Annotated in this window: 25 protein-coding genes; 18 read left to right on the top strand and 7 right to left on the bottom strand. The window is 36.0% G+C overall.

Annotated elements, in window-relative coordinates; all coding sequences use genetic code 11:
- Nucleotides 1-672: 672 nt before the first annotated feature.
- Nucleotides 673-969 (bottom strand): hypothetical protein, encoded by a 297-nt coding sequence (locus tag ND855_RS18305; protein WP_265359650.1) that lies wholly within the window; start codon nt 967-969, stop codon nt 673-675.
- Nucleotides 970-1003: 34 nt separating this feature from the next.
- Entirely contained in the window at nt 1004-1567 is a 564-nt protein-coding gene (locus tag ND855_RS18310) for a hypothetical protein (protein WP_265359651.1), read from the bottom strand.
- Nucleotides 1568-1888: 321 nt separating this feature from the next.
- On the opposite strand from ND855_RS18310, the gene ND855_RS18315 reads away from it, so the two are divergent.
- The 3 genes from ND855_RS18315 to ND855_RS18325 all read left to right on the top strand — a co-directional run bounded on the left by ND855_RS18315 (nt 1889) and on the right by ND855_RS18325 (nt 4165).
- Nucleotides 1889-2623, top strand: coding sequence for a ParA family protein (locus ND855_RS18315; RefSeq protein ID WP_265359652.1), 735 nt, complete (start codon nt 1889-1891; stop codon nt 2621-2623).
- Entirely contained in the window at nt 2620-3477 is an 858-nt protein-coding gene (locus tag ND855_RS18320; protein WP_265359653.1) for a ParB N-terminal domain-containing protein, read from the top strand. Before ND855_RS18315 ends, ND855_RS18320 begins: the two co-directional genes overlap by 4 nt.
- Nucleotides 3478-3664: 187 nt before the next feature.
- Nucleotides 3665-4165 (top strand): hypothetical protein, encoded by a 501-nt coding sequence (locus tag ND855_RS18325; RefSeq protein WP_265359654.1) that lies wholly within the window; start codon nt 3665-3667, stop codon nt 4163-4165.
- A 241-nt stretch (nt 4166-4406) separates the two neighbouring features.
- Here the strand turns inward: ND855_RS18325 and ND855_RS18330 are convergent, their stop codons facing one another.
- Complete coding sequence (locus ND855_RS18330; RefSeq protein ID WP_265359655.1) at nt 4407-4823, bottom strand: hypothetical protein; 417 nt, start codon at nt 4821-4823, stop codon at nt 4407-4409.
- A gap of 83 nt (nt 4824-4906) precedes the next feature.
- On the opposite strand from ND855_RS18330, the gene ND855_RS18335 reads away from it, so the two are divergent.
- The 6 genes from ND855_RS18335 (at nt 4907) to ND855_RS18360 (ending at nt 11132) form a co-directional block, all read left to right on the top strand.
- Nucleotides 4907-6937, top strand: coding sequence for a DUF2779 domain-containing protein (locus ND855_RS18335; protein ID WP_265359656.1), 2031 nt, complete (start codon nt 4907-4909; stop codon nt 6935-6937).
- 6 nt (nt 6938-6943) lie between these two features.
- Nucleotides 6944-7903 carry an ADP-ribosylglycohydrolase family protein gene (locus tag ND855_RS18340; protein WP_265359657.1) on the top strand — a complete coding sequence of 320 codons (960 nt, stop codon included), beginning with the start codon at nt 6944-6946 and terminating at the stop codon, nt 7901-7903.
- A 111-nt stretch (nt 7904-8014) separates the two neighbouring features.
- The gene (locus tag ND855_RS18345) at nt 8015-9748 is read left to right on the top strand and encodes a DUF262 domain-containing protein (protein WP_265359658.1); all 1734 of its coding nucleotides are present in this window, start codon (nt 8015-8017) and stop codon (nt 9746-9748) included.
- 170 nt (nt 9749-9918) lie between these two features.
- Entirely contained in the window at nt 9919-10155 is a 237-nt protein-coding gene (locus ND855_RS18350) for a hypothetical protein (RefSeq protein ID WP_265359659.1), read from the top strand.
- A 159-nt stretch (nt 10156-10314) separates the two neighbouring features.
- Nucleotides 10315-10794: a hypothetical protein gene (locus ND855_RS18355; RefSeq protein ID WP_265359660.1), complete on the top strand. Its 480-nt coding sequence runs from the start codon at nt 10315-10317 to the stop codon at nt 10792-10794.
- 47 nt (nt 10795-10841) lie between these two features.
- Nucleotides 10842-11132, top strand: coding sequence for a hypothetical protein (locus ND855_RS18360; protein WP_265359661.1), 291 nt, complete (start codon nt 10842-10844; stop codon nt 11130-11132).
- A 6-nt stretch (nt 11133-11138) separates the two neighbouring features.
- Here the strand turns inward: ND855_RS18360 and ND855_RS18365 are convergent, their stop codons facing one another.
- Nucleotides 11139-12236, bottom strand: a complete 1098-nt coding sequence (locus ND855_RS18365; protein ID WP_265359662.1) for a WYL domain-containing protein — start codon at nt 12234-12236, stop codon at nt 11139-11141.
- A gap of 309 nt (nt 12237-12545) precedes the next feature.
- Between ND855_RS18365 and ND855_RS18370 the strand changes: the two genes are divergently transcribed.
- Nucleotides 12546-12713: a hypothetical protein gene (locus ND855_RS18370; RefSeq protein WP_265359663.1), complete on the top strand. Its 168-nt coding sequence runs from the start codon at nt 12546-12548 to the stop codon at nt 12711-12713.
- Between the two features lie 338 nt (nt 12714-13051).
- The gene (locus tag ND855_RS18375; RefSeq protein WP_265359664.1) at nt 13052-13975 is read left to right on the top strand and encodes an arginase family protein; all 924 of its coding nucleotides are present in this window, start codon (nt 13052-13054) and stop codon (nt 13973-13975) included.
- Nucleotides 13976-14002: 27 nt separating this feature from the next.
- On the opposite strand, the gene ND855_RS18380 is transcribed toward ND855_RS18375, so the two are convergent.
- The gene (locus ND855_RS18380; protein WP_265359665.1) at nt 14003-14272 is read right to left on the bottom strand and encodes a hypothetical protein; all 270 of its coding nucleotides are present in this window, start codon (nt 14270-14272) and stop codon (nt 14003-14005) included.
- Nucleotides 14273-14348: 76 nt separating this feature from the next.
- Complete coding sequence (locus ND855_RS18385; RefSeq protein ID WP_265359666.1) at nt 14349-15599, bottom strand: hypothetical protein; 1251 nt, start codon at nt 15597-15599, stop codon at nt 14349-14351.
- A gap of 109 nt (nt 15600-15708) precedes the next feature.
- Here ND855_RS18385 and ND855_RS18390 point away from each other — a divergent pair, with 109 nt between their 5' ends.
- From ND855_RS18390 to ND855_RS18410, 5 genes are all read left to right on the top strand, one after another.
- Nucleotides 15709-16440, top strand: a complete 732-nt coding sequence (locus tag ND855_RS18390; RefSeq protein WP_265359667.1) for a hypothetical protein — start codon at nt 15709-15711, stop codon at nt 16438-16440.
- A gap of 493 nt (nt 16441-16933) precedes the next feature.
- Nucleotides 16934-17461 (top strand): helix-turn-helix domain-containing protein, encoded by a 528-nt coding sequence (locus ND855_RS18395; protein WP_265359668.1) that lies wholly within the window; start codon nt 16934-16936, stop codon nt 17459-17461.
- 129 nt (nt 17462-17590) lie between these two features.
- Nucleotides 17591-17923, top strand: coding sequence for a helix-turn-helix transcriptional regulator (locus ND855_RS18400; protein ID WP_265359669.1), 333 nt, complete (start codon nt 17591-17593; stop codon nt 17921-17923).
- Nucleotides 17913-19172 (top strand): type II toxin-antitoxin system HipA family toxin, encoded by a 1260-nt coding sequence (locus ND855_RS18405; protein WP_265359670.1) that lies wholly within the window; start codon nt 17913-17915, stop codon nt 19170-19172. The genes ND855_RS18400 and ND855_RS18405 overlap by 11 nt, the downstream gene beginning before the upstream one ends.
- A gap of 64 nt (nt 19173-19236) precedes the next feature.
- Nucleotides 19237-20376 carry an ATP-binding protein gene (locus ND855_RS18410; RefSeq protein ID WP_265359671.1) on the top strand — a complete coding sequence of 380 codons (1140 nt, stop codon included), beginning with the start codon at nt 19237-19239 and terminating at the stop codon, nt 20374-20376.
- Nucleotides 20377-20431: 55 nt separating this feature from the next.
- Here ND855_RS18410 and ND855_RS18415 read toward each other — a convergent pair whose 3' ends face one another.
- Nucleotides 20432-20947, bottom strand: coding sequence for a hypothetical protein (locus ND855_RS18415; protein ID WP_265359672.1), 516 nt, complete (start codon nt 20945-20947; stop codon nt 20432-20434).
- Between the two features lie 743 nt (nt 20948-21690).
- Here ND855_RS18415 and ND855_RS18420 point away from each other — a divergent pair.
- Complete coding sequence (locus tag ND855_RS18420; RefSeq protein WP_265359673.1) at nt 21691-22068, top strand: hypothetical protein; 378 nt, start codon at nt 21691-21693, stop codon at nt 22066-22068.
- Between the two features lie 310 nt (nt 22069-22378).
- Nucleotides 22379-23215 (top strand): DNA adenine methylase, encoded by an 837-nt coding sequence (locus ND855_RS18425; RefSeq protein WP_265359674.1) that lies wholly within the window; start codon nt 22379-22381, stop codon nt 23213-23215.
- Nucleotides 23216-23221 lie beyond the last annotated feature (6 nt).

The raw sequence follows: 23221 nt of genomic DNA on the forward strand, positions 1-23221 counted from the left end.
CCAACGCATTCAAAGAATGCATAGCTCCCCTACTCTACTGGACTTCGGTTTTTTCAAGTGAAGACAAACCTTCGGTCAAAGTAAATTTACAGAGAGTGGAAAGTTCTTTCGAACGTTCCGACGGAATTTTTTAACGCATTCCGAGTTAAGTCATAACGGCTATGTGGTAGAGCCGTGTTCGGCAGTGTTAACCAAACGTTCCCCAAATGTACCGACGTCGATAAACTGTCAATAAGTAAAAGAGACATAAATCAGGAAATTTTCACAGGATGAAGGCGATGAGGATAAAGGAGGTGTGTTGAAAAGAGAGATAAATATGCCCTGGTTGGCTACCACACCTTCCAGGGCGTTTGACTTAACCCGGTTAAGGATTACTTAAGAACAACCCTAACCGAAGTACAAAAAGAGTACAAGCATTTTTTTGCCGAGAACGTCGGTAAGCCTAGTTCGTTAGTTGGATGTTGTTTTTAGTGGGCGCCTCACATCCGTTACAGACAAAATGGTCTATCGAAGCGGTGACCACGCTTTTCGCTCCAATCTTTCCCAAAAAATGACAAAAGATAAAACTGAATCCAAAACGGGAAAGGATTTCCGCTGCAATCGCTGGCGCATGAGTTTCGTTGGGACAAGAAAAGAATAGATTTTCGATGAATACGTTGAAATCGCAATCGATTACTTTTTATTTTCTGGCAAACAAACAATTCGATTGCAATCAGCAATACAACCTTGCCTCGCTGATTCCAGAGATTTTCCCCGATTTGTATAAACGTAAACCGAACTTGTACAATTCGACATACATTCTTGTTTCTCTTTGCAGTTCAAACTTCCATTGCCACCAAGTGTTTCGTAATATGGATGCACCGGTTGTTCTTTGAAAAAATCGATTGGTCCATTTCCTTTCTGTTTGTCTGAAAACATGGCAAATGGGTATAAAAACGTGAGGATAGTAAGAATAATGGATTGTTTCATTGGTTGTTTTCCGGCTTCGCACATTTTTCTGGAATTATGGCTTTTTGACTTTTCTTGTAGAAAAAGTTTTTTCACTTTTCATCATATCCAATTCTACTTCTAAATATGTAATTATACCGCAAATATCAGGCTTCCCTTCAAAACCAATTGTAAGTAAATTACCAACTACGAAACATGATACTTTATTTGTAACTCCTTTGCAGGGGCCATCTAAAGGTTTTAACAAACTATACTCAACCTCGTTTTCGTTGATCATTTTAATATAGCCTGGAATCTTTCGGATTCCATATTTCTCGGCCATCATGGTTCCCTTTTCATAGGTGATTGTATATTCGAGATTCTCTCCGTCAAACGTATATTCTACAAAAGTATTTGGATTTTCAATAACACCTTTTTCTTTTAATAATTTCACAACCTCCTTCCATGATTTTGCATGCTTAACAATTTCACAAGGGTGATTCTTTTTGTGTTTCAAACAATTGGTGTATTGGTTCTCGGCCCCTTTTTTGTAGGCTTCACATTTACTCTGGTCGGGAGTTTCTGCCAAAATGGAATGGAAGCTGAATAGGAATAAAAGTGTACAGTAAAATACTTTCATTTGAATTTCCCAAAACTGATATCATGGTTCGAAATATGATCAAGCTTTATTCTTTGTCCCAATTATGACTCTTTTCCTAAACGCAGATTCGATAAGTTCTATCGATGGAGGATACTGTAAAGTTCGTTCGTTTTTTACAATTTTCTTTCCGATTGTGCCAATGTTTGGAGAAAGAAGAGAGTTGGATGGCAAAAAGAAAAGCTGTCAGGATTCATTGATAGGACAGAAGAGCAAAGGATCACGGTGATCCCTTGGTCTTTTTTAGTCTTTCCTCGAATAAAAATTTGAATTTATTTCGAATTCCCATTAACTTGGTTTTCAATGAAAATTATTACTTCAGCAAGTTTGAAAGGTGGCGTTTCCAAAAGTACCATTTCTATCTTTTTGGCCTTGGCAATTAGCCAACTCAAGAAAAAAGTATTGGTGATTGATTTGGACCCTCAGTCCTATTCGTTAACAGATTTTTTTCTGCGCGATCTTTCGATTGATGAAATTGATAAAAAAAATGCCTACCATGCATTCTCGGACCGCAAACAACTAAAAGATTGTATGTTCCCATCCCAAGGTATCACGGTGATCCCTTGCTCCCCTGATTTACAAGATTTGGGTGCTGAACTACAAAACGATCCAGGTTTACTCCTACGTTCCAAAAAAGAAATCTCATCTTTACCCTTCGACTATGTGATCATTGATACTCCGCCTTCACCGGTATACGAATTCAAAATTGGTTTGTATGCTGCTGATATCGTTCTCTCTCCACTCACTTACGACCGGTGGAGTTTATCTGGATTATTGAAAGCTAAAAAACAAGTTGAGTTAATCGGTCGATCTGGACTCAAAACTCCAAAACATGTTGCCGTTCCCTCTATGGTATCTGACAAAACTAAAGACGATGTGATTGATATCCTTAAAGAAGGGAAATTCAAACACACAAAATCCTATATCACTCGATCAGCGGCAGTTCAGTCAGCCATCATGAAAGGAAATGGTTTGAAATCTGGATCCAAATCAGAACAAGAATTTTCATCTTTAGCAAGTGAGGTGATTTCCTTATGAGTACAAAGACAAAGAAATCGGCAATGATTGACTCTCTTGGGCAAAACATTCTTGTCTCCAATAAAGAATCATTCAAACTCACAACCTCCTCAAACAAAAACTGGGAACTCAGTCCTGTTCGGAATGCCAATGTATCGGAACTTCTGGATCATCCTGACAACATCAAGTTTTTTGACTACTGGGATAAATCCAAAAAAGAAGATGAGTTGGCTTGGAGTCGTTTTGTGGACCGAATCAAAAAAGGTGGGATCCATGATCCACTCATTGTCTTTGGACCAAGAGCCAGCGCCGTTGGGTTTTCCTTAAAGCCAAACACTCTCATCACAGGCCATAGAAGAAAAAAAGCCCTAAGGGAATTAGGAATCACCGAAGCACCCGTTCGCTTCATCGAAGGAAAAATCACACTCCGTGAACTAGAAGTTTTGATGTTGTCTGACAACTTTGACAGACGCCAAATCAAAGACCCAGCACAAGTCATTTATATATTAGTGAATCTATTTCCAGACACCTTCCAAAAAGACAACCGTGGTGGAGATATCACATCCAAAGACAACGCAACACTTGCCGAAATTTCCAAAACTCAAGGTATTTCCGTTCCCCAACTCAAACGCTATAAAGCGGTTTATCGAGAGGCCTTGAGGTTAGCACAAAGTGCAAAACAAAACCAACCTGGACCAACTGAGTTCAAACAAGCTCTAAAGAATTTAGCAAATAAACGAAAAGCTGCTCCAAAACAAAAACCAAAGACAGACATCAAAACCATGTTTGCAAAACGCTTTCCATTCTTGGGTTCCAAACTTTCGAAAGCTGAACAATCAAAACTCTTCCAAGCAATTGAAAAGTTAGTGAATTAAAGATTCGCAAGACAGAATCAACTCAGGTTCTTGCTAGATGGTTTTTTGCGTGGGTTATCTTCGTCTGACCCATCGGAATTATGTCTCTTTTTTTTGTGGGGTTCATTTGGGTGAGTCACATAGGTAACATTAGGTCTTTCATATGGGTGACAGGTGGAGTGGGGGAGGGGATTGGTTTAAGAATCAAATGAAGGTAAGTGAATATTTAACAAAATTTGAATCAATGGCTACTCGGAAAAGGCCTGCTTCCAGTGAAGTATATCAAAACTTTGTGGATTTTGCTTCATTGATCGTATTGCTAAAAGAAGGTGAGTTGGTTCAGGTAAGGAAACAAGTAAATCTAAACTTAGCTAAGAAACTATTATCCTTTAGTGGATACCTATCGGAATATGCAATGTTTATTAATTCAGAACAATTTCTCCATGCTGCTTTGATCTGTCATTGTATAGAAGATACATTTATCGATTATAGAGAAAATATTCGTTATCTATTTTTGATTGAATTTTCTGCAAAAAAACTAAATGTAGATTTCATTGCCTTGGTCAAAAACTTACTTCCATATTGCTCCGTTCGAACCAAGGAACATTTGGAAAATTACATCAATCGTGATTCTTCTTTGAATGAATTAAAGAATTTTCAGATCCAATTCAAAATGGTAGCAGGTTACCCTACCTTCCTACCTGAATAAATTTTTAGCCTCACTCAAGAACCTTTTACTCTAATCAAAAATCTCCCCATTTTCGGAAAAGTTTATTCCGAGATGAACCGACTTTGTAGAAAACAAAGATCCCAAGCAGAGTAGGGAGCTTCTTCGGTAACATGTTCATATCGTTCCATCGAACTGTACATGAAATAATGATACGCCAAAACATCTGACGGCATAAATTGACTACCCTCTAGGATCGATTTCAGTTTTTGCCTTTTTGTGGCTATATTGATTTTGGTAAATTCATGGGAACCATTGTCAAAGAATTCCCTTGTGTTTCCGCCAATCGATTGGAAGAGACGGGATTGTAGTCCTTTTGCTTTTCTTCCATCAAGCCGCTGGGTAGAGTGATTTTTTGCCTTTGTAAATTCGTCATCATTGGAAAAGAAAGAACTTCCCAAGAGAGAAAAATCGAGATAGTTCCCAACCATAACGATGAAATCAAGATCCGGGATTTGGTATTGTGGTCTGCCTCGTAATCCATACGATCAAATCTCAATTCTAATGATGGATAGATTTTGTTCCCAAACACCATGTTGACCATCGAAATTCGATCCTCGAGAGGGAGTTGAAAAAACCCTTCTGAAGGGAGGAAAAGAGTGGCAAAAATTGAAGTTGCTTGGTTACTTACATCGTTCATGGATTCGATTATGCACCTCATTTGTCCCGATTTCGGATGTAAAAATTCCGAATGACAAACTTTTGTTTGTTATGTTAATATCCATGAGCATGCCTAAACCAACTAAAACCCGTTATCTTACAAAATCAAGATACCAATTAGCAGGAGAATGTCCGACAAAACTCTATTATGCAAGCAATCCAGAATATGCAAACCAAAGCCAAGAGGATAGTTTTTTGGAGAGTTTGGCGGAAGGTGGATACCAAGTTGGGGAATTGGCAAAGTTATATGAAATGGATTCGGATAGCTTTGAAATTGAAGGATTGGCAATTGAATCGGCCGTCAAAGAAACAGAATTACTTTTACAAAAAGATAAAGTCACCATCTTTGAAGCTGCAATCCGGTATCAGAATCTTCTCATCCGCGCTGACATTCTGAAAAAAAACGGAAACCAAATCGAACTCATTGAAGTAAAAGCCAAATCGTTTGCCGGGACAGATGAATCTGCATTCTTAAATGCAAGAGGTGATCAGATCAATTCAGCTTATAGTTCCTATCTAGAAGATGTGGCCTTTCAAACATTTGTTTTGAAGAAAGCCTATCCTCAATATCGAATTAAATCATATTTGATGTTGGCTAATAAAAATGCAAAAGCAACCGTCAATGGTCTAAATCAAATTTTTAAAATCACTCAAGAGAATGGTAGAAAACAAATTCAAATCGACGAACCACTTTTGAAGATAACTGGACTTGGTGGGAAGATTTTAATCAAAGTTTGTGTCGATGCCGTTTTGCCATTGATCTACGAAGCAGAAGGGATGGCGGTTTATGAAAAACGAATTCAAGATCTAGCCACAAGTTACGAAACAAACACCAAAATCCAACCAACCATTTCTACGACTTGTAAGTCCTGTGAATTCACTTGCACCGAAAGTGATGTGGCCGAAGGAAAAAAAGATGGATTCTTAGAATGTTGGACGGAAAGCCTTGGCCTTCCAAAAGAGGCATTTGCTAAACCCCTTGTATTCGAATTATGGAATTCAAGAAAGTCAGCACAATATTTAAGCGAGTCGAAATACTTCTTAGAAGATCTTTCGGAAGAGGATCTGACGATCAATCCAAGTGAGGATGATACTCTATCTACTTCGGAACGCCAATGGCTCCAATTGAAAAAAGTTTTAGATGGGGATAAGTCTGTTAATTTGAATACAGTAGGCCTAAAATTTGAAATGGATCGTTGGAAATTTCCACTCCATTTTATTGACTTTGAAACATCCACTGTTGCAATTCCGTTCTATCAAGGAATGTCACCTTATGAAGAAGTTGCCTTTCAATTTTCACACCATGTAGTGAACGAGGACGGTTCTGTAGAACACAAAGGACAATATCTTTCGACGGAACCCGGAGTTTTTCCCAACTTTGATTTTGTCCGTCATCTCAAACAAGAATTAGAATCCGATGATGGCACAATCTTTCGTTATTCCAATCATGAAAATACCATTCTAAATCGAATCATAGAACAATTGGATGAATCTACGGAACCTGATAAACAAGAATTAATCGATTGGATCAAAACGATCACTCACTCTGGTGGGAAGAATGAAAATACTTGGGTAGGGGATCGCGATATGGTGGATTTATGTGAGATCGTAAAAAAATTCCATTATGATCCGAGAACTAAAGGTTCTAATTCCATCAAAGCAGTGCTTCCGGCCGTTTTAAATTCGTCTTTCTATTTACAATCAATCTACAACAAACCCATTTATGGAAATGAAATCAAAAGTTTGAATTTCAAAGATAAAGTATGGTTAGAGACCGATCCAATTACGAAAGAAGCAACCAATCCATATGACCAACTCCCTGATCTTTTTCAAGGAATAGAAATACCTGAATCGGAGCTCAGTTTGGCCAATAAAAATAAGTTAGCTCGTTTGAGTGATGGTGGGGCTGCACTCACTGCCTTTGCCTTTTTACAATTTATGGATTGTTCAGAGCGTGTTCGAACCAAAATCAAAGAAGCACTTTTGAAGTATTGTGAGCTCGACACTCTGGCTATGGTTTTTATTTACCAATACTTTCGATATGAAGTGGACTTAGGAAAACAGAAAGACTCTCCCCAGTTTCTAAGAGGGTAAAATGACATGATGATAGAAAAACAAAACGAATCAATCCATTCTGGAATCCTTGGATTTGTAGTAGGGGATGCCCTTGGTGTTCCAGTTGAATTTGAATCACGCGAGGAATTAAAACAGAATCCTGTATCCGGCATGATAGGATATGGAACCCACCACCAACCTCCTGGTACTTGGTCCGATGATAGTTCGCTTATGTTTTGTTTGATGGAAACATTTGTGGCTGGCTTTGATCTAAGGAAACTTGGTAACCGATTTATAAATTGGTTAGATATTGGTTACTGGACTCCCTATGGTAAGGCATTTGATGTTGGGATCGGGACTAGAAAGGCAATTGATCGTTTGCGAGATACTTCCATCCATCCCAAAGAGGCAGGCGGATCTGGTGAAAAAGACAATGGGAATGGTGCTTCTATGCGAATCCTTCCATTGTGTTTTGCATTACAAAACCAACCTTTGGAAGAAAGAGTTTCCTTTGTTTCCGATGTTTCTTCTTTAACTCACAAACATCCAAAGAGTTTGATTGGATCTACGTTTCTTATCGAACTAGGGATAGCATTACAACAAGGGAAATCAATCCCTGAAAGTATCCAGATCGCACAGGAACATACTAAAACCATCTTTCGTGAAGAAAAAGAATTAAACCATTACAAACGATTGTTATTGGATCCAAAAGAAATTCAAAATCTCCCGGAAGAAGAAATCCATTCTTCAGGATATGTGGTTCATACCTTAGAGGCATGTGTGTGGACATTATTAAAGACAACATCCTTTCGAGAGGCCGTTCTTATGGCTGTGAATTTAGGAGATGATACGGATACAGTGGGTGCAATCACGGGTGGCCTTGCTGGAATTCATTATGGCCAAAATCAAATTCCAAAAGAATGGATTAGTGTTTTGGCAAGGAAAGAGGATATATTGGCGTTGGTAGATTCGTTTGTGAAAAGTATAAAAGGGAATTTGGCTTAAAGTTAGGTTCTTTGTTTGGATGCGATTGAAAATATTTGCTTGCTAGTTTGTTTCTAGGTAGAAACTAAAGCATTATTTTACGGTATATGCAATTATTATGGAGATTTAATAATGGGAAAAGAAACGTTAGAAAGATTTTTTACAGCAAAATATCTAGCTATTCCGTCCTATCAGCGTGATTATGCATGGGAAATTTCAAATATTGATGATTTGTTTGAAGATATATTAGAAGCACTAGAATCTAATACTAGTCATTATCTTGGAACAGTTATACTTTCGGAAAGTGATGAAAAGGAAAAATTCTGGGTTGTTGATGGTCAACAAAGGTTAACGACTATCACAATGATCATTAATGCAATGATTACAGAGATTGCAGATGAAACACAAAAAATAATTTTCAAAGATCGTTACATAAAAAGTCAAAAAACACGTTTGCAGCTATTAGGTGATAATGAATCATTTTTTGAAGATTTACTTTCTGGATTTCCATTAAACCCAACTACAAAAAGTCAAGTTTTGTTAAATTCCGGATATGCACACATAAAAACGAGAATTACGTCTCTTATCAATTCAACTGCTTACCCGATAGAGAATTTATTAAATTCATTAGCAAAATTTGAAATTATGGAGTTTATTGAATCTGATGAAGGTAAAGCTATCAGAATATTTCAAACCGTAAACGATAGAGGAAAATCGTTAACAAATTTGGAGAAAGCAAAAAGTCTCCTGATGTATTATTCAAATCGATTTTTAAATGGTAGTAAAGATGAAAAAATTAAATTAGCTTTCGGAAGTATATTTAAATCATTTTTAAAGGTAAAGGCGATATCAGAAGAGTTTGGTATTTCCACAATCAATTCAAAAATTTTCACCGAAGATTCAGTGTTTAGATACCATTTTCTAGCTTATGATAATCAAAAATATGACTATAAAGCTAGCAGCGACTATATACTTGAACATTTTCTTAAAGGACATTTGAAAGAAATTAGAATATCTATAACTGATTTGGAAAAATTCGTTTCGGATTATGTTGATGACTTAGAATTATTTTATCATTCTTTTCAAAATCTCATTGAAAAGGTAAAAAAAATCCATTACTATAAATACTTCTGTAATCTTGAATTTTCAACTATCCTTTACCCTCTTCTTATTCGTCTTGAATCATTGAATATTTTAGATGAAGTTGTGCCCGGTAAAAAATATACATTCATTGAATTGCTTGAAAAGGTTGATTTTCGCGTCTATAAAATTCGAGGTACAGATCCAGAAGTAGATATGTCAATATTGGCAAGAGATTCAAGAACCTTAACAAAGGAAGAAATACGTGATCAGTTATTTGACTTTACTACTAGATTCATGAGTGACTCACTTTTCGCAAGCTACCTCGAAAGAGATGTTCGATATTCCGCGCTTAGTCATCTTTTCTTTGAGTATGATAATTATTTACGAACCTCGATGCCATCTAGAAGAAACACATGGGGATTATCAGAGATGTATAACATTAATAATGATAGGAAGAAAACGCCTACAGTTGAACATATTTTTCCTCAAACTCCAAGATTCTCCTTCCCAAATTTAGGATTTAACTCGCTCGAAGAATACTTGATCGCAAACAACAAGCTAGGAAATTTGCTACTGTTAGAAAAAGAAATCAATAGTGCATGCCAGAATAAAAATCCTAGTGAAAAAGCGACCAACCAAAATCTTTATTCAAAATCAGATTTTACTGCAGTTCAGGAAACTATGGCTCAAATTTTAAATGCAAACAATTCCTTCACTATCAATGATTTATCAACGAGAACTGAATCTATAAAAAACTTTTGCTTAGATCATTGGAAACTATAATCATAAATTAAGATATTAATGAATAAGGTAAAATTAACTTGTCTGAATTAATTTCAAAGTTAATGTAATATCATTTCTTTTATATGAAAAAAATAAAATTAATGTTAACTTTCACGCTTATTGTCTTTATTGGATTACATTGCAGTAAATGGTCCGATTATCAGGGGAATATGACTTGGAAAGAAGCCGATGATGTATGTAAAATGAATGGAATGCGACTTCCAAGGATAGATGAATTAAAGGAAGAATACAGCGCAGGTAAATCGATTCATTGGGAAAACAAAGGTTCAACTTATTACTGGTCTTCCACGCCAGATGGATTGAAATATTATGTGATGGCACCTTATTTTGTAGAAGTTCTGAGTTTCGGACCTCAATCATCTGCAGGTGTAAAATGTCATAAATAAATATTTCAAAAACTTATGGATTAATCCCTTATGTAAGTAGAAGCAACTAGTTACTTTTGAAATAGCCTTAGCAAAAAAATCTCTTCGGAAAGACTTCTTCCGAAAATACCCATTACGTTCGTTATGATATGAGTCATTCAACATTAAGGAAGGTGTTATATGATTCAAATGGAAAAAATCGAAGAATTTGTATCGAAAGTCGCTCGCGTTTTAGGAATGTTTTTTATGCTCTTATTGGTTTTGGTATTAGGTTGGAATGTACTCGCCTATACATACCAATTAGTGAAACCAGTTTTCAATCAGAAGTATCCAAAAACAGAATTCAAAATCCAAGACTTCAAACGAAGTACCCCTGCCTCTGCTGATGCAAGCGAGTCTGAATCAAAGAAGGAAGTGACTTATTCTGAGAAACTTGCGATTGCCGTTTTGGAGGATGTCAAAAAGGACTTTGAATCGACGCTAGCAAATGTAGTGAGACTAAAAGGAATAGGACTTGTTCGAGGCCAAATCAGTGACGAACTCAAAAGTTTGCCATATGCAGAATTAAATGAAAGTGTCGAAGCTGTGATCCAAGATACAACTCTAAGTATTGGCAGATCTTTTTTGATAAATCCAAAGAAAGAATCGCATATGATTTAGAATACCAATTCTCAGAAGATTCATTTAGAGAAGATGCATCGGAACAAATGACGGAGTATCTAAAAGAATCTATGAAAAAAGGATATTCTCCGAATGCGATCTACAACTACCAAAACGAAGAAATTGATTTCTTAACAGATATCAAACAAAGTAAAGTCTACCGAAAATTCTGGGAAGACTATACCAGTGGTAAATCTCAATTGGATGCAAAAAATGCCAAAGAAGAGTTTTTCACAAACACAAGACTGATTGTGTTAGGATCCATCCTGTTACTTTTGCCATTCTTAGGAGTTTTGTTTTCCATTATGCGAATCGAAAAACACCTCGCAAAACGTTAGTTCCGTTTACTTTCTTTTCCCTTTTTGGCTCCCCTTTGTTGGGGAGTCCTTTTTGGTTGTTTGTTTTAGTTTTGTTTCCGAATAAAACTGACTAAGATTATTTAACTTAGATCGAAAGGTCGCGACTGCTTCTTTTGGTCCAATTAGCTTCGCATATCTTTCATAGTTAAATAAAATATCAAAGATTAAGTATTCGTTATGAGTTTTAATTTCAACTGTAGCTGAATTAGTCTTTGCGTCTTCTTCGATCACAGAACAAGGTATATTGATGCTATGTAGAAAGTAATCTAAATTGTTTTTTGCCATCCAAATGGTATATGTTACTTCTTTTTTTTGGAACTTGGCAAATGGATTGTTGTTTAAGTAATCAATCAGATCGAAATTTGGGAGTTCGGTTTCATTACTCAGAGAAGAAATGAGTGCGGAATAAAAATCTAGTTTTGGATTTTGAATTCGGCTCAACATAAATGATTTTGTGTTTTTATCTTTTGTGTCGTATGCGATGAGACCTAAATTTCCTTCCACAAGAGTGATAGCCCGTGGATACACTCGTCTTTGCTCTAGTCGAATGTTCATCAGTTTTTTATATTGAAACTCAATAGGCAAATTGAATTTGATCGCATAACGAACAACGATGAGAAACGTAGGTAAGGCAATTTTGTCTTTCCAGTTCTTCAAAACAATTTGCAAGGCTTCATCACTTGTAAAATGGGCAAAGGATTTTAAGATAGTTAATGAGATTGAAAAGATTTTTGAAAGATCGCTCTCTTGTAAGTTACATTCTTTCGATTGAAAGTTAATAGTGACATTAAACTTATCTTTTATTTCTTTCTGATAATTTGAAAGCCGTTTACGAACAATTTCTTGTAGAGATGTTTTTTTGTCTGGATCATCATCTTCTTTGTCTTCTAATAATCCCTTTTTCCAAGCTTCCGGATCCGTGTCAATTTGGTGGATCTCATCGAATCGTGTGTATAAATCTCCGACATTCATGATTTCATCATGTTGATTTTTAGTTTTTTCTTTGAGATACCATTCTCTTCCTAAAAGAAGGACCTCGAGTCCTTTTTGGATTTGTTCTTCTTTGGTAAGATTTTTTGCCATTTCGCGTCGATTGGAACATTTGGAAGATTTGCTGCAAATCAATTCTGATTAAAATTTAAGTTACCAGCAAATTTTTGCTAGGTTTGATTTTGACCAGCTAACCAAAAATTGTCAGCAAGATGATAACTTTTAAATCCTTAAGTAATTTATCAAGATTCATGAAAATAAGTTGACAAACGCCTATTGGTGATATATTGGGGCAGACGTTTTCAGAAAAATCAATGATCAAGGTGTTAACTTATGAAAGATGTGGTTGGTTTCAAGAAGCGAATAGATCATAAATTGATTCTTAAAAGGTAGGTATATAATATGGAGAATAAGAATAATGAGGATGATATGGAAATGGATTGGGAAGAAGCTTGGAGACTTGATAATGAAATGAAAGCTACTGAATATTACAAAAGAATTCAAGAAGCTCGTAAGCAGAGAGTTCCCAAAGAACAAACTGAAGACAGTCCTAATCCGGGAGAAAATTAACTTCAGTTTGAATTAGGAAAAAATCCAATTGAGGGTAGTGACATGGGCTTTTTTGCACGAGGTTCTACTCGGTCGTTTTTTCTATATGCGGTGACTTATTGATTTTGGCAAATTCAGACTTTCGATTTCTCAGTGGATTATAGTGTTCTAAATGGCTGAAAAGAGGACTCAAATTTTGCCTTAGAATCGATTTCTAGCCTATTCGAATCTTAAAAATGGGGTTCTATAGCCGAGCATCCTTTCCAGAGCTTAGATTTCAGTTTTCTTGCCTCTAACTATATTTGGAAACGGAAACAAAATGTCCGATTTTTCACCTTTGCACCATGTAAAGTTTCCTTATGTTGCGAACTTACTATCAGAAAGAAATGGTGCCGGTAGAGTGTGTGGGGTATTCGTTAAGTCCGAAAAAACCTAAGTTACTTTTGGACTTGATACAGGAGTTAGGTTACGAAGATCATTTTCAGATTTTTGCCAATTGGAAACCTTTTGAGATCGAAGATTTTTTAATCGGGCATACAGAAACATATGTAAAAGCTTTTTTTAAAGGAGAAGGTCCACTTGCGTCATCAAACGGATTTGAATGGAATCTATCACTAGCAAGTTCTGTCTGTTTTACGAATGCTTCTCTGTATCAAGCCATCCGTGATAGTTTCCTTTTTGATGAAGTCACATTTAGTCCCACATCTGGGTTTCATCATGCAATGCCGAATCGTGGAAGTGCGTTTTGTACATTCTCAGGCCAGGTGATCGCTTCGGTTAAATTGTATCGAGAACTTGGGATCAGAGGTGCTTACATTGATTTGGATGGTCATTTTGGAAATTCCATTGAAGATACAAATTCATTTTTACCAGAAGTTAAACAAGCAATTCCCTTTAATATTAATCCCAAAGGAAATCATGCGGCTTACATCAAAGACACGAAACAAAAGATGGAACTAGTTTTGGAAGAGGTAGCAAAAAACAAAATTCATTACGTTGTGTTTTGTTCTGGGGCCGACTCGCTGGTGGATGATGATTTAGGTGGGAGTGTGACCATTGAAGAGTGGCTTCACTTAAAAGAATGGATGTATAATGAAATTTCTCGTTTCGATAAAGGCTCCAAAAAATTTCCATCTACGATCAGTTTGTTTGGTGGGTATAGGAAAGATCATTTCCGTTCTGTGTTAGATGCTCATCTTATGGACTTACTTCTCTGTTTGAAAATCCGGTATGGGACGGAATTGCCGTATCAGTCGGAGTATCGAAAAAAGGGTGGAAGGTAGCTTTCCATCGCGAAGCTGAGTCTTCGGTTATAGTTCGAAGAGTCCTTTGATGAAAGAATTTTGATCAATCGGTTCGGGTGCGCTTGCGATGATGTCTTGTAGGCTTGCCTTTTCTCCTTTTTTGAGTCGATCTAAATGTTCAAAGAGAAGTTGCATATGGAGTGAGTCCTCTTCATCCGGATATTCTTCCTCAATATCCTCTGGGAAGAAGTCTGGATCCTCCATCATCTCTTCCATCTGTCGTCTCATCGCTTCTAATTCTTCTTTTGTTGCCAGTCCATCATTCTCTTCTTTCATGTTCTGCTTACCAAGCATGATATTTAGCGCTTTTTGTTTTATTGGGCAAGTTATATTTTATGACAATTCAATTTTGTTAGGTGGTTTTTTGTTCAATTTGCTGAATGTAAAAAGTAAAAAGTTTAATAATTTTATTAAGTTCAAAATTGTCACATGGAATAAAAAATTTGTTATCTTTTGATTTTGATTCTATTTTTGAATTCTTTAAGTATTCTTCGATTTGAGATTTAATATAATCAGATTCTTGTAATCTTTTATATAAAATTTTTATTTCGAGTTTAGACCCCTTTTTGCTTATCGAGAATATTTTTAATGGCTTATTGATTCCAACAGAATCATTTAAGAAAATTGAGATTGGATGACTCGTTGAATGTCTTTGTGTTATTTTATTTGAAAATTCTTTTTTTAAGTATGAGCTCAAACTCTCAATTAAAGTCCAATTTTCCGTTGTAAATAAATGCCTTTTCTTCCCTGAGAAATTTACAAAATTGTATTCAATTTCTCGAGTAAATTTTCCTTCCGTTTTTTCCTCAAATTTAGATTTAAAATCACATTCAATAAAATTTATGAAAGATTTTAATAAATACAAACATTCACTATGGATAGGTTCTATTTCTCCATTTTGTGAATCGAAAATTATTTCTTTTAGAATTGCAATAATGGGATCTTCACTATATTCAATGATCCCATTGTTATTGTTCCACAATATATGTGCTTTTGGGCAGTTTGGTAGAACTTTTTCGAAATTTTCAAAAGCATTTTTTGATTTTGGTCCATCTGGAGAGATAAAAATAAATGAAATTAAATCTAGGATATTATCATTTAATTTAGTAGATTCTATTTCTTTACTCAGAGTTTGAATTGCATAGTTATATTGATTGATTAATTGATTTTGATCAGAGATAGAGTTTTCTCGAATTTTATTTTCGATCAGAAAAATTTTTCGTAAAGTGCGTGAACTTTTGCTTTTTACGAGTTCTTTAGCATATGATTCTTTAGAGTAGTTCTCTTTTTCAAATATCAGAATTACTATATCTACAATTTGCTTTGTTTTACTATCTAAACTATGAAAAGCTTGTTCCAGAAATACTTCTATTTCAAAATTTGAATTGGCTGATAAATCGGTAATTTCATCATTCTCTTTAACTAGGTATTTTTGTGAATCTGGGGTATCAGCAAGTGAATAAAATATTCTAAGAATTCTCCTTAGGAATTCGTCTCTTAAGCCATGATCTTCAAAACAATCCAGAAGGTATGCTAGAAAAGCTGAAACATTAGGTTCATTTATTGAACCATCTCCACTGGCGAGAATCTTAAATATATTCATATTCTTCTAATTAAATTATATTTTCTATAATTGTCAACGTTTGAATATATTGAATTAGGTATGTTACGAATAAGAAAATAGCCTAAATACAGAATAACGGATACATTTAATGGAAAATAAAATTACTAATTATCTAAGAAAATCGTTAGTCTTTTTCATTCTATTTATTGGGAACGCGTATCCCAAAGATAAAGCTCCCGATATTCGGGACAAATTTAAGGAATTCGAACCAGGAGTTTATTTCTATGTAAATGAGAGAGACTTCTTTCTTAGGCCTTATAGAAACGATAAATATACAGTAGAAAAGTATATGAGAGAAAAAATTGTTCCTGTTGTGAATCATTTCTTAACGATTAATTACAAAGGTGATGTTGGTGAACTATCAAATTATATAGGGCAAGGTACAGTTGAAGATTTTACTAAAAACTGCAAACAAGATAAGATTATACTTTCTGACAGCGATGAATACAAAAAATTGTTATTCAAAAATATACAAACAAGGAACTATCCATGTGGAATCTCTAGTTATTTCGGCCTACACCATTTATTCAAAGTTTACAAAGAGGATGTATTCTTTTTTGAAACAAAGCATTACTTCCTTATTTGGCTGTATCCACAATATAAATACGGAAAGGATAAGAATAGTTCTTGGGAAACTCCGCCATCATTCGATGAGTTAGAACACGGATCTACATTTGTCATGTATTATATGAAAGAACCTGATGTAATCGTTAATAGATATTTTTTCAAATTCCATACTGATTCTAAAAAGTATGAACTATTCAGCTATTATCCTGATTTTACAGAAAATTTAATCGAAAACTTTCAATATGAAAAATAGCACATTCATACAATTAGATTCTATCAAAATGTATGATGAATCTGGTCAACTATTCGTTCTATGGCTAATGGAGCGAAAAGAAGGATTAGATACTTATGAAATCGCAAAAAAACTAAGAACTGACGTTGGACGCAATCATTGAGAGAGCCATTTGAGTAATATTCCTTTATGCAATAGCAAAAAAATTCTTGTACTTTTTCCAATCCATGTTTCACTTGTATTGTCTTAGGTGAAGATCCAAAAAGACGCGATTCCCCCTTGAGTTTGCCCTCCTGGGGGACCTTTCTCTCTCCCCAAAAAACTCCTGAAATTATGTCTCATTGTGATTGACAAAATCCGTCCTTTGGATTTAGGTTTTACTGTCCGGTAATAGGCATTTGTCGGATGAGGTAGGCAAAGACCTCGGATCACTTCACCTAACTTGATCCCTTGCCACAAAAAGAATGTTAAATGGTTTGGCCGAAGGCGTGTCTAGGCAAATCGAAGGGACAACATGAGACAAGGAATTTGGATCCCTGCTCGCATCGAGAGTAGGAAGGACCTTTCCATATCTGAGAAGGTAATTCTTTCAGAAATTGAAAGTTTTACATCGAATGGAAAGTGTTTTGCATCAAACGAACATTTTGCGAACTTACTTGGGATACGACCTGATACCGTTTCGCGCATGATTTCCAGGCTGAAAAAACGGGGGTTTGTCATCCAAACTGGATTTGACGGCCGTAGACGTTATCTTTGTCTAGGGACTGCCTTGGATGAGCGTACGAACCTTACGGAGTTGCCCTCTCGGGAACCACATCGCAGCGTTGAGACTTTCTCCCAACCAGCCTTGGACAATCCAACACCTCCTATACAGAAGGATTCATTGATTGGTATAAAGGAACAGTACAAGGGAATGTTAAACAAATTTCCCGAAGCAACAAGAAAGGCCGTTGAACGAATCTTATTTGAAGGAGAGAAACCTTCTTCCAAACATTTGGCAAGGATTGTGAATTCCTTAACTAGTGTTGTTGGAGATGGATGACCAAAGCATGCTATCTCATAGTTTTCAAATTTACTCAGTCTCAATAAATTCCTAAAAATGACCAGTAAAATGGTCGTAATAGGATTTAGTGACTGATAAAATGGTCAATACATTGGTATTATAGAGTTTATGAAAATTACGAGAACCTATTCTAAGATGGCAAAGGAAGCATCTGTTTTACTGGGAAAAGAAATCCAAGTTGCCAGAAAGGAAAGAAAATGGTCGGAACAAGTGCTTGCAGATCGAATCGGGATTTCGCGAACTACTTTGCAAAAGATAGAAGCAGGGGATATGACAGTGGCCATTGGTTTGGTTTTCGAAGCGGCCGTGATCCTTGGCATTCCTATTTTTCTAGAAGAGAATCCATCCCTTTCCAAATCCATTCGGAACACAACAGACAAGTTGACTTTGTTACCTAAACGCATTCGTAACAAAATAAAGAAGGTGAAAGATGACTTCTAAAGAAGCCTTTGTTTGGATTTGGTTAGAAGGCCAAGTGGATCCAATCGTCTGTGGTAGGATCGAAGAAGAGAATGGATTTTATTATTTTAACTATGGACGAAGTTATCTAGAGAAGTCGAAAGAGAACTCCAAAACCTTTTCCATCTATGAACCAGAGTTACCACTGATAGAAGGACGATTGCCTCTCCTTCCCGAACTCAAGATGCCAAATGCGATTCGCGATGCATCACCAGATGCTTGGGGAAGGCGTGTCATTCTCAATAAAATTTCTGGATCCAATGCAAAAGAGAAAGATACCAATGATCTCAGTGAATTGTTATATCTTTTGGAATCAGGCTCCGATCGAATTGGTGCTCTCGATTTTCAAGAATCACCAACTGAGTACAAGCCAAGACAGAATGCAAATGTATCCTTAGAAGACTTATTGAGGTCTTCCGAAAAAGTAGAGAAGGGGATTCCTCTCAGCCGTGAATTAGATATGGCGCTTCTGCATGGAACTTCCATAGGTGGTGCGAGACCAAAAGCGCTCGTGGAAGAGAAAGAGTCCAAGTATGTGGCAAAGTTTTCTTCGACAGATGATTATTACCATGTCGTGAAGGCCGAGTACATTGCCATGCGTCTTGCAAAACTTGTGGGAATCGATGTCGCTCCGGTCAAACTCGTTCGAGCTGCAAACAAAGATGTGCTTCTCATCAAACGATTTGATCGAGTCCGATTGAAACATGGTTGGGGAAGAAAACGTGTTGTGTCTGCCTTAACACTCTTTGGTCTCGATGAGATGATGGCACGATATACAAGTTATGAAACCCTCTGTGAAATCATTCGCCATCGTTTTCAAAGTCCAAAAGAAACCTTAGAGGAGATCTTCCAAAGACTAGTCTTTAATATCCTTTGTGGCAACACCGACGACCATGCAAGAAATCATGCTGCCTTCTGGGATGGAAATTCTCTAACGCTTACACCGGCCTACGATATTTGCCCTCAGGCACGATCTGGGAACGAAGCATCACAAGCCATGCTCATCTTCGGCGATGACAGAAGGAGTCGAATCGAAGTTTGTCTCAATGCTCGCAGTCAATTTCTACTTTCGAAAGCTAGGGCGATAGAGATTGTGAAACACCAAATCCAAACCATTGAGAAAAAATGGAAGTCTGTTTGTGACGAAGCCGAGTTAAGCCAGGTGGACAGAAATCTACTCTGGAAACGACAGTTTTTGAATCCCTATTCGATGGAAGGTGTAAAGGGGTAAGAAAAAGTAAAAATGAGTAGTTTAATATTGACTTTAAAACACTCATGAGTAGTTTAAAGTCAGCATGAAAAAACTCAGGTATCTGCACCCGTATTTAGAAGACGTTTTAAACCGAAAAATGTTGTTTATTGGCGGTCCCAGGCAAGTTGGTAAAACGACTCTTGCCTTGCAATACCTGAAACCACCATCCGTTAAAAATCCAGGTTATTTGAATTGGGACAGAAACAGTGACAAAGTTCTGATTTTAAAAGACCAACTTCAGCTGAGTCAAAGTAAAACGATTGTTTTGGATGAAATCCACAAATATAGTAAATGGCGAAATCTCATCAAAGGTTTATATGATAAACACTTTGAGGACAATCGGTTTATTGTTACAGGTTCGGCACGATTGGATACATTTCGAAAAGGTGGTGATTCTCTTCTTGGGAGGTATCGCTATTTTCGATTGCATCCTTTCTCTGTTTCGGAGATGAGTAAACATCCAAACCAATCCGACATGGAGCTTCTATTAAAGTTTGGTGGATTTCCTGAGCCATTATTTGCGCAGAATGAAAACGAACATCGAATCTGGCAGAATGACCGGATGGTGAAAGTTGCCTCTGAAGACATTCGCGATTTAGAAACTATAAAGGATATCTCTTCTCTATTGTTACTTGCGGAAATTTTGCCATCAAGAGTTGGATCGCCACTTTCCTTGAAAAGTGTGGGAGAAGATTTGTCTGTTTCTCAACCAACGGTAGAAAGGTGGGTGGAAGCTCTCTCATCATTATACTATTGTTTCTCGATCCTACCCTATGGAACTCCAAAGATCAGGGCCGTCAAAAAACTAAAAAAACTATATATGTGGGATTGGTCGCAAGTAGAAGAAAGAGGATTTCGATTTGAGAATCTTGTCGCAAGTCATTTGCTAAAGTATTGTCATTTCATTACAGACACGCAAGGCTTTCCAATGGAAGTGAGATACCTACGTGATACGGATGGAAGAGAAATTGATTTTGTCATTCTAAAAAATAAAGTTCCCATCTTTGCTGTTGAATGCAAAACAGGCGACAAGGCTTTGAGTCGCCACATTGAATATTTTAAAGCTAGAACAAAGATTCCTGAGTTTTACCAAGTCCACTTAGGAAAGAACGATTTTGGTTCAAATGCAAACGGAAGAGTCATTCCTTTTACAAAATTCTGTAAAGAACTGGGGTTGGTATGAAAAGGTGAGTTAGGGATATTCTAAAGATATGTCGATTCGGAGTAAGAACTGAAGATCAAAATGTGATTTTTTCAATTGCAATCAGGTCCATTTGATGCCTTTGGTTTTCTAATCGATTGACCGAATACAGTTTCTTCAGGTCAGCTAGCTTCTTTATTTGGGTATAAAAAAACCCTCCACTTTTTGATCCTTTAAAAAATAAATAATAATTCGGTTTGAAATATTTTGCCTGAAGTTTTTGAAGGTCTTCTAAAAAATGATATATGTATAACTGAAATTCTGACTTATAGACAGGAGATTTACATTCTCCGCAGTAATACCCTTTTCCAGATGTAAATTTGGTATCAATGGAAAGATCAAACAACAAATCCTTTCGTTCCTCACCCAAGGAATACCAAATGTCTGCTTCATTTTTAGAAACAAATAAAGAAAGCCTCTCATTGATTCCTTCGAATGTATACTCTGAATGTCCTTTCCGAGTTTTCCCTTTGACTAAAGGAAACATTAATTCTTTGTTTATCTTATCTAGATTAGAAACAAGAAATGATTGTAGACCTATGATTCTTGTCATATAACAACTTTCTCTGCTCTCAGTAATTGGAACTTCATTTTTGAAAATTGATTCGGTCTTTGTTTTCCACCATCTATTGATGTCTTTTTTTCCGGGAGCTTTCCAGAGGCCAATAAGCTAAACATTTCTGATTTTTTTAAGATCAATGAAAGGAATAGATCCAAGGTTTTACTTTCAACAATCGATATGTAATGATTCTTTTTGAGTGATTTGTTTTGAAATGCTTTCAGTGAGTCAATGAAATGATGTTTGATGAATTCATTTCGATTCTTGAATCTCTTTCTTTTTTTACACCCTGAACAAAAGTGCATACCCTCTTGATCGATACTGGGACTAATATCAAGATCGACCAACGTTTCATAATTGTTTTCCTTTAATTGGTATTGGATTTTTGCCGAATCTCGAAATATTTCCAAATATAAATTTTCATTAATGCCAATGAATTGATAAAATACCTTTTTGTTCTTTTGTGCATTGGGAACCAATGGATATTTTAATTCTCTATTCAGAGATTTGTAATTCTTATCTATCCATTTGTTTAATGCGAAATTTTGATCTGATTCCATGATTTGTTGCGATCTTGCTTTTCCTCTCTACAGATCAATATTACTAAAAGGATTCATCAAAATCGGAAAAAGAAATTCCGAACCCACCAACTCTTATGTGTTACATTCAATGATGTTCCACCGTCAGAAGAAGTTTTCTGCCTTGGAATGAATCTACAAATTTAAAGAGGAATTTAAATGAAAGCATTGAAACTATACGGCGGTATTTTTGGATCCGTCATCATTTTACCTACATCGACCATTGTCTTATTTGGTTTTGCCATGGGATCTATGTTCAACCAAAATGCGAGTATCAGCACAGGTTTGGTATTGTCTGCACTCACATTACTTGGGGCATTTGCAGTTCCACCATTGACCATTCTCAACTATCTAAGCCCAAACAATAGTCAATCTATATCAGCATCGATCATTGTTCTTGGGGTTGGAATTATCTCTACATTGTCTTTGGTCTTTAACATCATTGATACAGGATTCAATAAAGTTTCTATAGTGGTTTTGATTGCGGCTTTGTTGATTTTAGCGAGTGGTTATTTGCAATTAGCAAAGAAAGAGTAGGGTTGAGATATCTGTTTTGGGAAGGTCGTAAGGCCTTCCTGTATGGGGGGTGATGGTAAGTAACTTCATTGTATTCTTATATAGATTCTGTAATTGAATCGATTATGTCTACCCTTCCGATGGAATTTAAAATTTGAGATTTTACTTTATTGCATTTTTTTAAGAAAAATAGCTCCTTTTGGTGAAAAAATAAGCAACCTATCCTTTGTTATTGGAGTTTGCAAAAACATGAATTACCTGCGATATTCTTATAAAACTTCAGCTTTGTTGACAAATATTGTCCGAATTTGCAAAAATAGCATTTGGGATTATGCAGAAAAAGTGGGATGAAGATACAATAACGGTTCCTCCAATTAAATGGGCAGGAGGAAAACGTTGGCTAGTCAGCCATTATCCCAATATTTTCCCAAAGAAATATAACACATACTATGAGCCTTTTTTGGGCAGTGGTGCAGTCTTTTTTTACTTGAAACCAGAAAAATCAGTTTTAAGTGATTTGAATGCAGAATTAATCGAGTTCTATCAAACTTTGCAAAAATCTCCCTTTGCTCTTCAGAGGAAACTAATGGATCATCAGTCCTTTCACTCTGAGGAATATTATGATCTTATCCGAAAATCTTATCCCAAAAAAAGAGTCGATCGTAGTGCTAGATTTTTATATTTAAATCGATCCTGTTGGAACGGCTTATATAGAGTAAATAAAAAAGGCGAGTTCAATGTTCCAATTGGGAACCGAACCAATTTTCAATTAAAAACAGATGATTATCGATTGGTATCAAATCTATTACAAAATGCAGAGTTAAATATTTCCGACTTTGAAAAGACAATCAATCGGGCGAATCGAGGTGATTTTATCTTTGTGGATCCACCTTATACTGTGATGCACAATGAAAATGGTTTTGTAAAATACAATCAAAAGATCTTTTCTTGGGGTGATCAAATCAGATTAAAAGCATGTCTTGATCGTGCAAAAAAAAGAGGAGCTAAGATTTTAATCACGAATGCAGCTCATCGTTCCATAGAACAATTATATTCTGAACATTTTTATATCAAAAAGTTAAATCGACTAACAAATCTTTCGGCCAATAGTTCTTCTCGAGGAATTACCGAAGAGTATATAATATCATCTTATAAAATTGAAGTATAGGTCCGG

This window comes from Leptospira paudalimensis (assembly GCF_026151345.1).
Classification (GTDB): Bacteria; Spirochaetota; Leptospiria; order Leptospirales; family Leptospiraceae; genus Leptospira_A; species Leptospira_A paudalimensis.

What these genes read in the sequence shown, in the direction of transcription:
- ND855_RS18305 (WP_265359650.1), bottom strand. Translation starts at nt 969, where the DNA reads ATGAAACAATCCATTATTCTTACTATCCTCACGTTTTTATACCCATTT.
- ND855_RS18310 (WP_265359651.1), bottom strand. Translation starts at nt 1,567, where the DNA reads ATGAAAGTATTTTACTGTACACTTTTATTCCTATTCAGCTTCCATTCC.
- ND855_RS18315 (WP_265359652.1), top strand. Translation starts at nt 1,889, where the DNA reads ATGAAAATTATTACTTCAGCAAGTTTGAAAGGTGGCGTTTCCAAAAGT.
- ND855_RS18320 (WP_265359653.1), top strand. Translation starts at nt 2,620, where the DNA reads ATGAGTACAAAGACAAAGAAATCGGCAATGATTGACTCTCTTGGGCAA.
- ND855_RS18325 (WP_265359654.1), top strand. Translation starts at nt 3,665, where the DNA reads ATGAAGGTAAGTGAATATTTAACAAAATTTGAATCAATGGCTACTCGG.
- ND855_RS18330 (WP_265359655.1), bottom strand. Translation starts at nt 4,823, where the DNA reads ATGAACGATGTAAGTAACCAAGCAACTTCAATTTTTGCCACTCTTTTC.
- ND855_RS18335 (WP_265359656.1), top strand. Translation starts at nt 4,907, where the DNA reads ATGAGCATGCCTAAACCAACTAAAACCCGTTATCTTACAAAATCAAGA.
- ND855_RS18340 (WP_265359657.1), top strand. Translation starts at nt 6,944, where the DNA reads ATGATGATAGAAAAACAAAACGAATCAATCCATTCTGGAATCCTTGGA.
- ND855_RS18345 (WP_265359658.1), top strand. Translation starts at nt 8,015, where the DNA reads ATGGGAAAAGAAACGTTAGAAAGATTTTTTACAGCAAAATATCTAGCT.
- ND855_RS18350 (WP_265359659.1), top strand. Translation starts at nt 9,919, where the DNA reads ATGACTTGGAAAGAAGCCGATGATGTATGTAAAATGAATGGAATGCGA.
- ND855_RS18355 (WP_265359660.1), top strand. Translation starts at nt 10,315, where the DNA reads ATGATTCAAATGGAAAAAATCGAAGAATTTGTATCGAAAGTCGCTCGC.
- ND855_RS18360 (WP_265359661.1), top strand. Translation starts at nt 10,842, where the DNA reads ATGACGGAGTATCTAAAAGAATCTATGAAAAAAGGATATTCTCCGAAT.
- ND855_RS18365 (WP_265359662.1), bottom strand. Translation starts at nt 12,236, where the DNA reads ATGGCAAAAAATCTTACCAAAGAAGAACAAATCCAAAAAGGACTCGAG.
- ND855_RS18370 (WP_265359663.1), top strand. Translation starts at nt 12,546, where the DNA reads ATGGAGAATAAGAATAATGAGGATGATATGGAAATGGATTGGGAAGAA.
- ND855_RS18375 (WP_265359664.1), top strand. Translation starts at nt 13,052, where the DNA reads ATGTTGCGAACTTACTATCAGAAAGAAATGGTGCCGGTAGAGTGTGTG.
- ND855_RS18380 (WP_265359665.1), bottom strand. Translation starts at nt 14,272, where the DNA reads ATGAAAGAAGAGAATGATGGACTGGCAACAAAAGAAGAATTAGAAGCG.
- ND855_RS18385 (WP_265359666.1), bottom strand. Translation starts at nt 15,599, where the DNA reads ATGAATATATTTAAGATTCTCGCCAGTGGAGATGGTTCAATAAATGAA.
- ND855_RS18390 (WP_265359667.1), top strand. Translation starts at nt 15,709, where the DNA reads ATGGAAAATAAAATTACTAATTATCTAAGAAAATCGTTAGTCTTTTTC.
- ND855_RS18395 (WP_265359668.1), top strand. Translation starts at nt 16,934, where the DNA reads ATGAGACAAGGAATTTGGATCCCTGCTCGCATCGAGAGTAGGAAGGAC.
- ND855_RS18400 (WP_265359669.1), top strand. Translation starts at nt 17,591, where the DNA reads ATGAAAATTACGAGAACCTATTCTAAGATGGCAAAGGAAGCATCTGTT.
- ND855_RS18405 (WP_265359670.1), top strand. Translation starts at nt 17,913, where the DNA reads ATGACTTCTAAAGAAGCCTTTGTTTGGATTTGGTTAGAAGGCCAAGTG.
- ND855_RS18410 (WP_265359671.1), top strand. Translation starts at nt 19,237, where the DNA reads ATGAAAAAACTCAGGTATCTGCACCCGTATTTAGAAGACGTTTTAAAC.
- ND855_RS18415 (WP_265359672.1), bottom strand. Translation starts at nt 20,947, where the DNA reads ATGACAAGAATCATAGGTCTACAATCATTTCTTGTTTCTAATCTAGAT.
- ND855_RS18420 (WP_265359673.1), top strand. Translation starts at nt 21,691, where the DNA reads ATGAAAGCATTGAAACTATACGGCGGTATTTTTGGATCCGTCATCATT.
- ND855_RS18425 (WP_265359674.1), top strand. Translation starts at nt 22,379, where the DNA reads ATGCAGAAAAAGTGGGATGAAGATACAATAACGGTTCCTCCAATTAAA.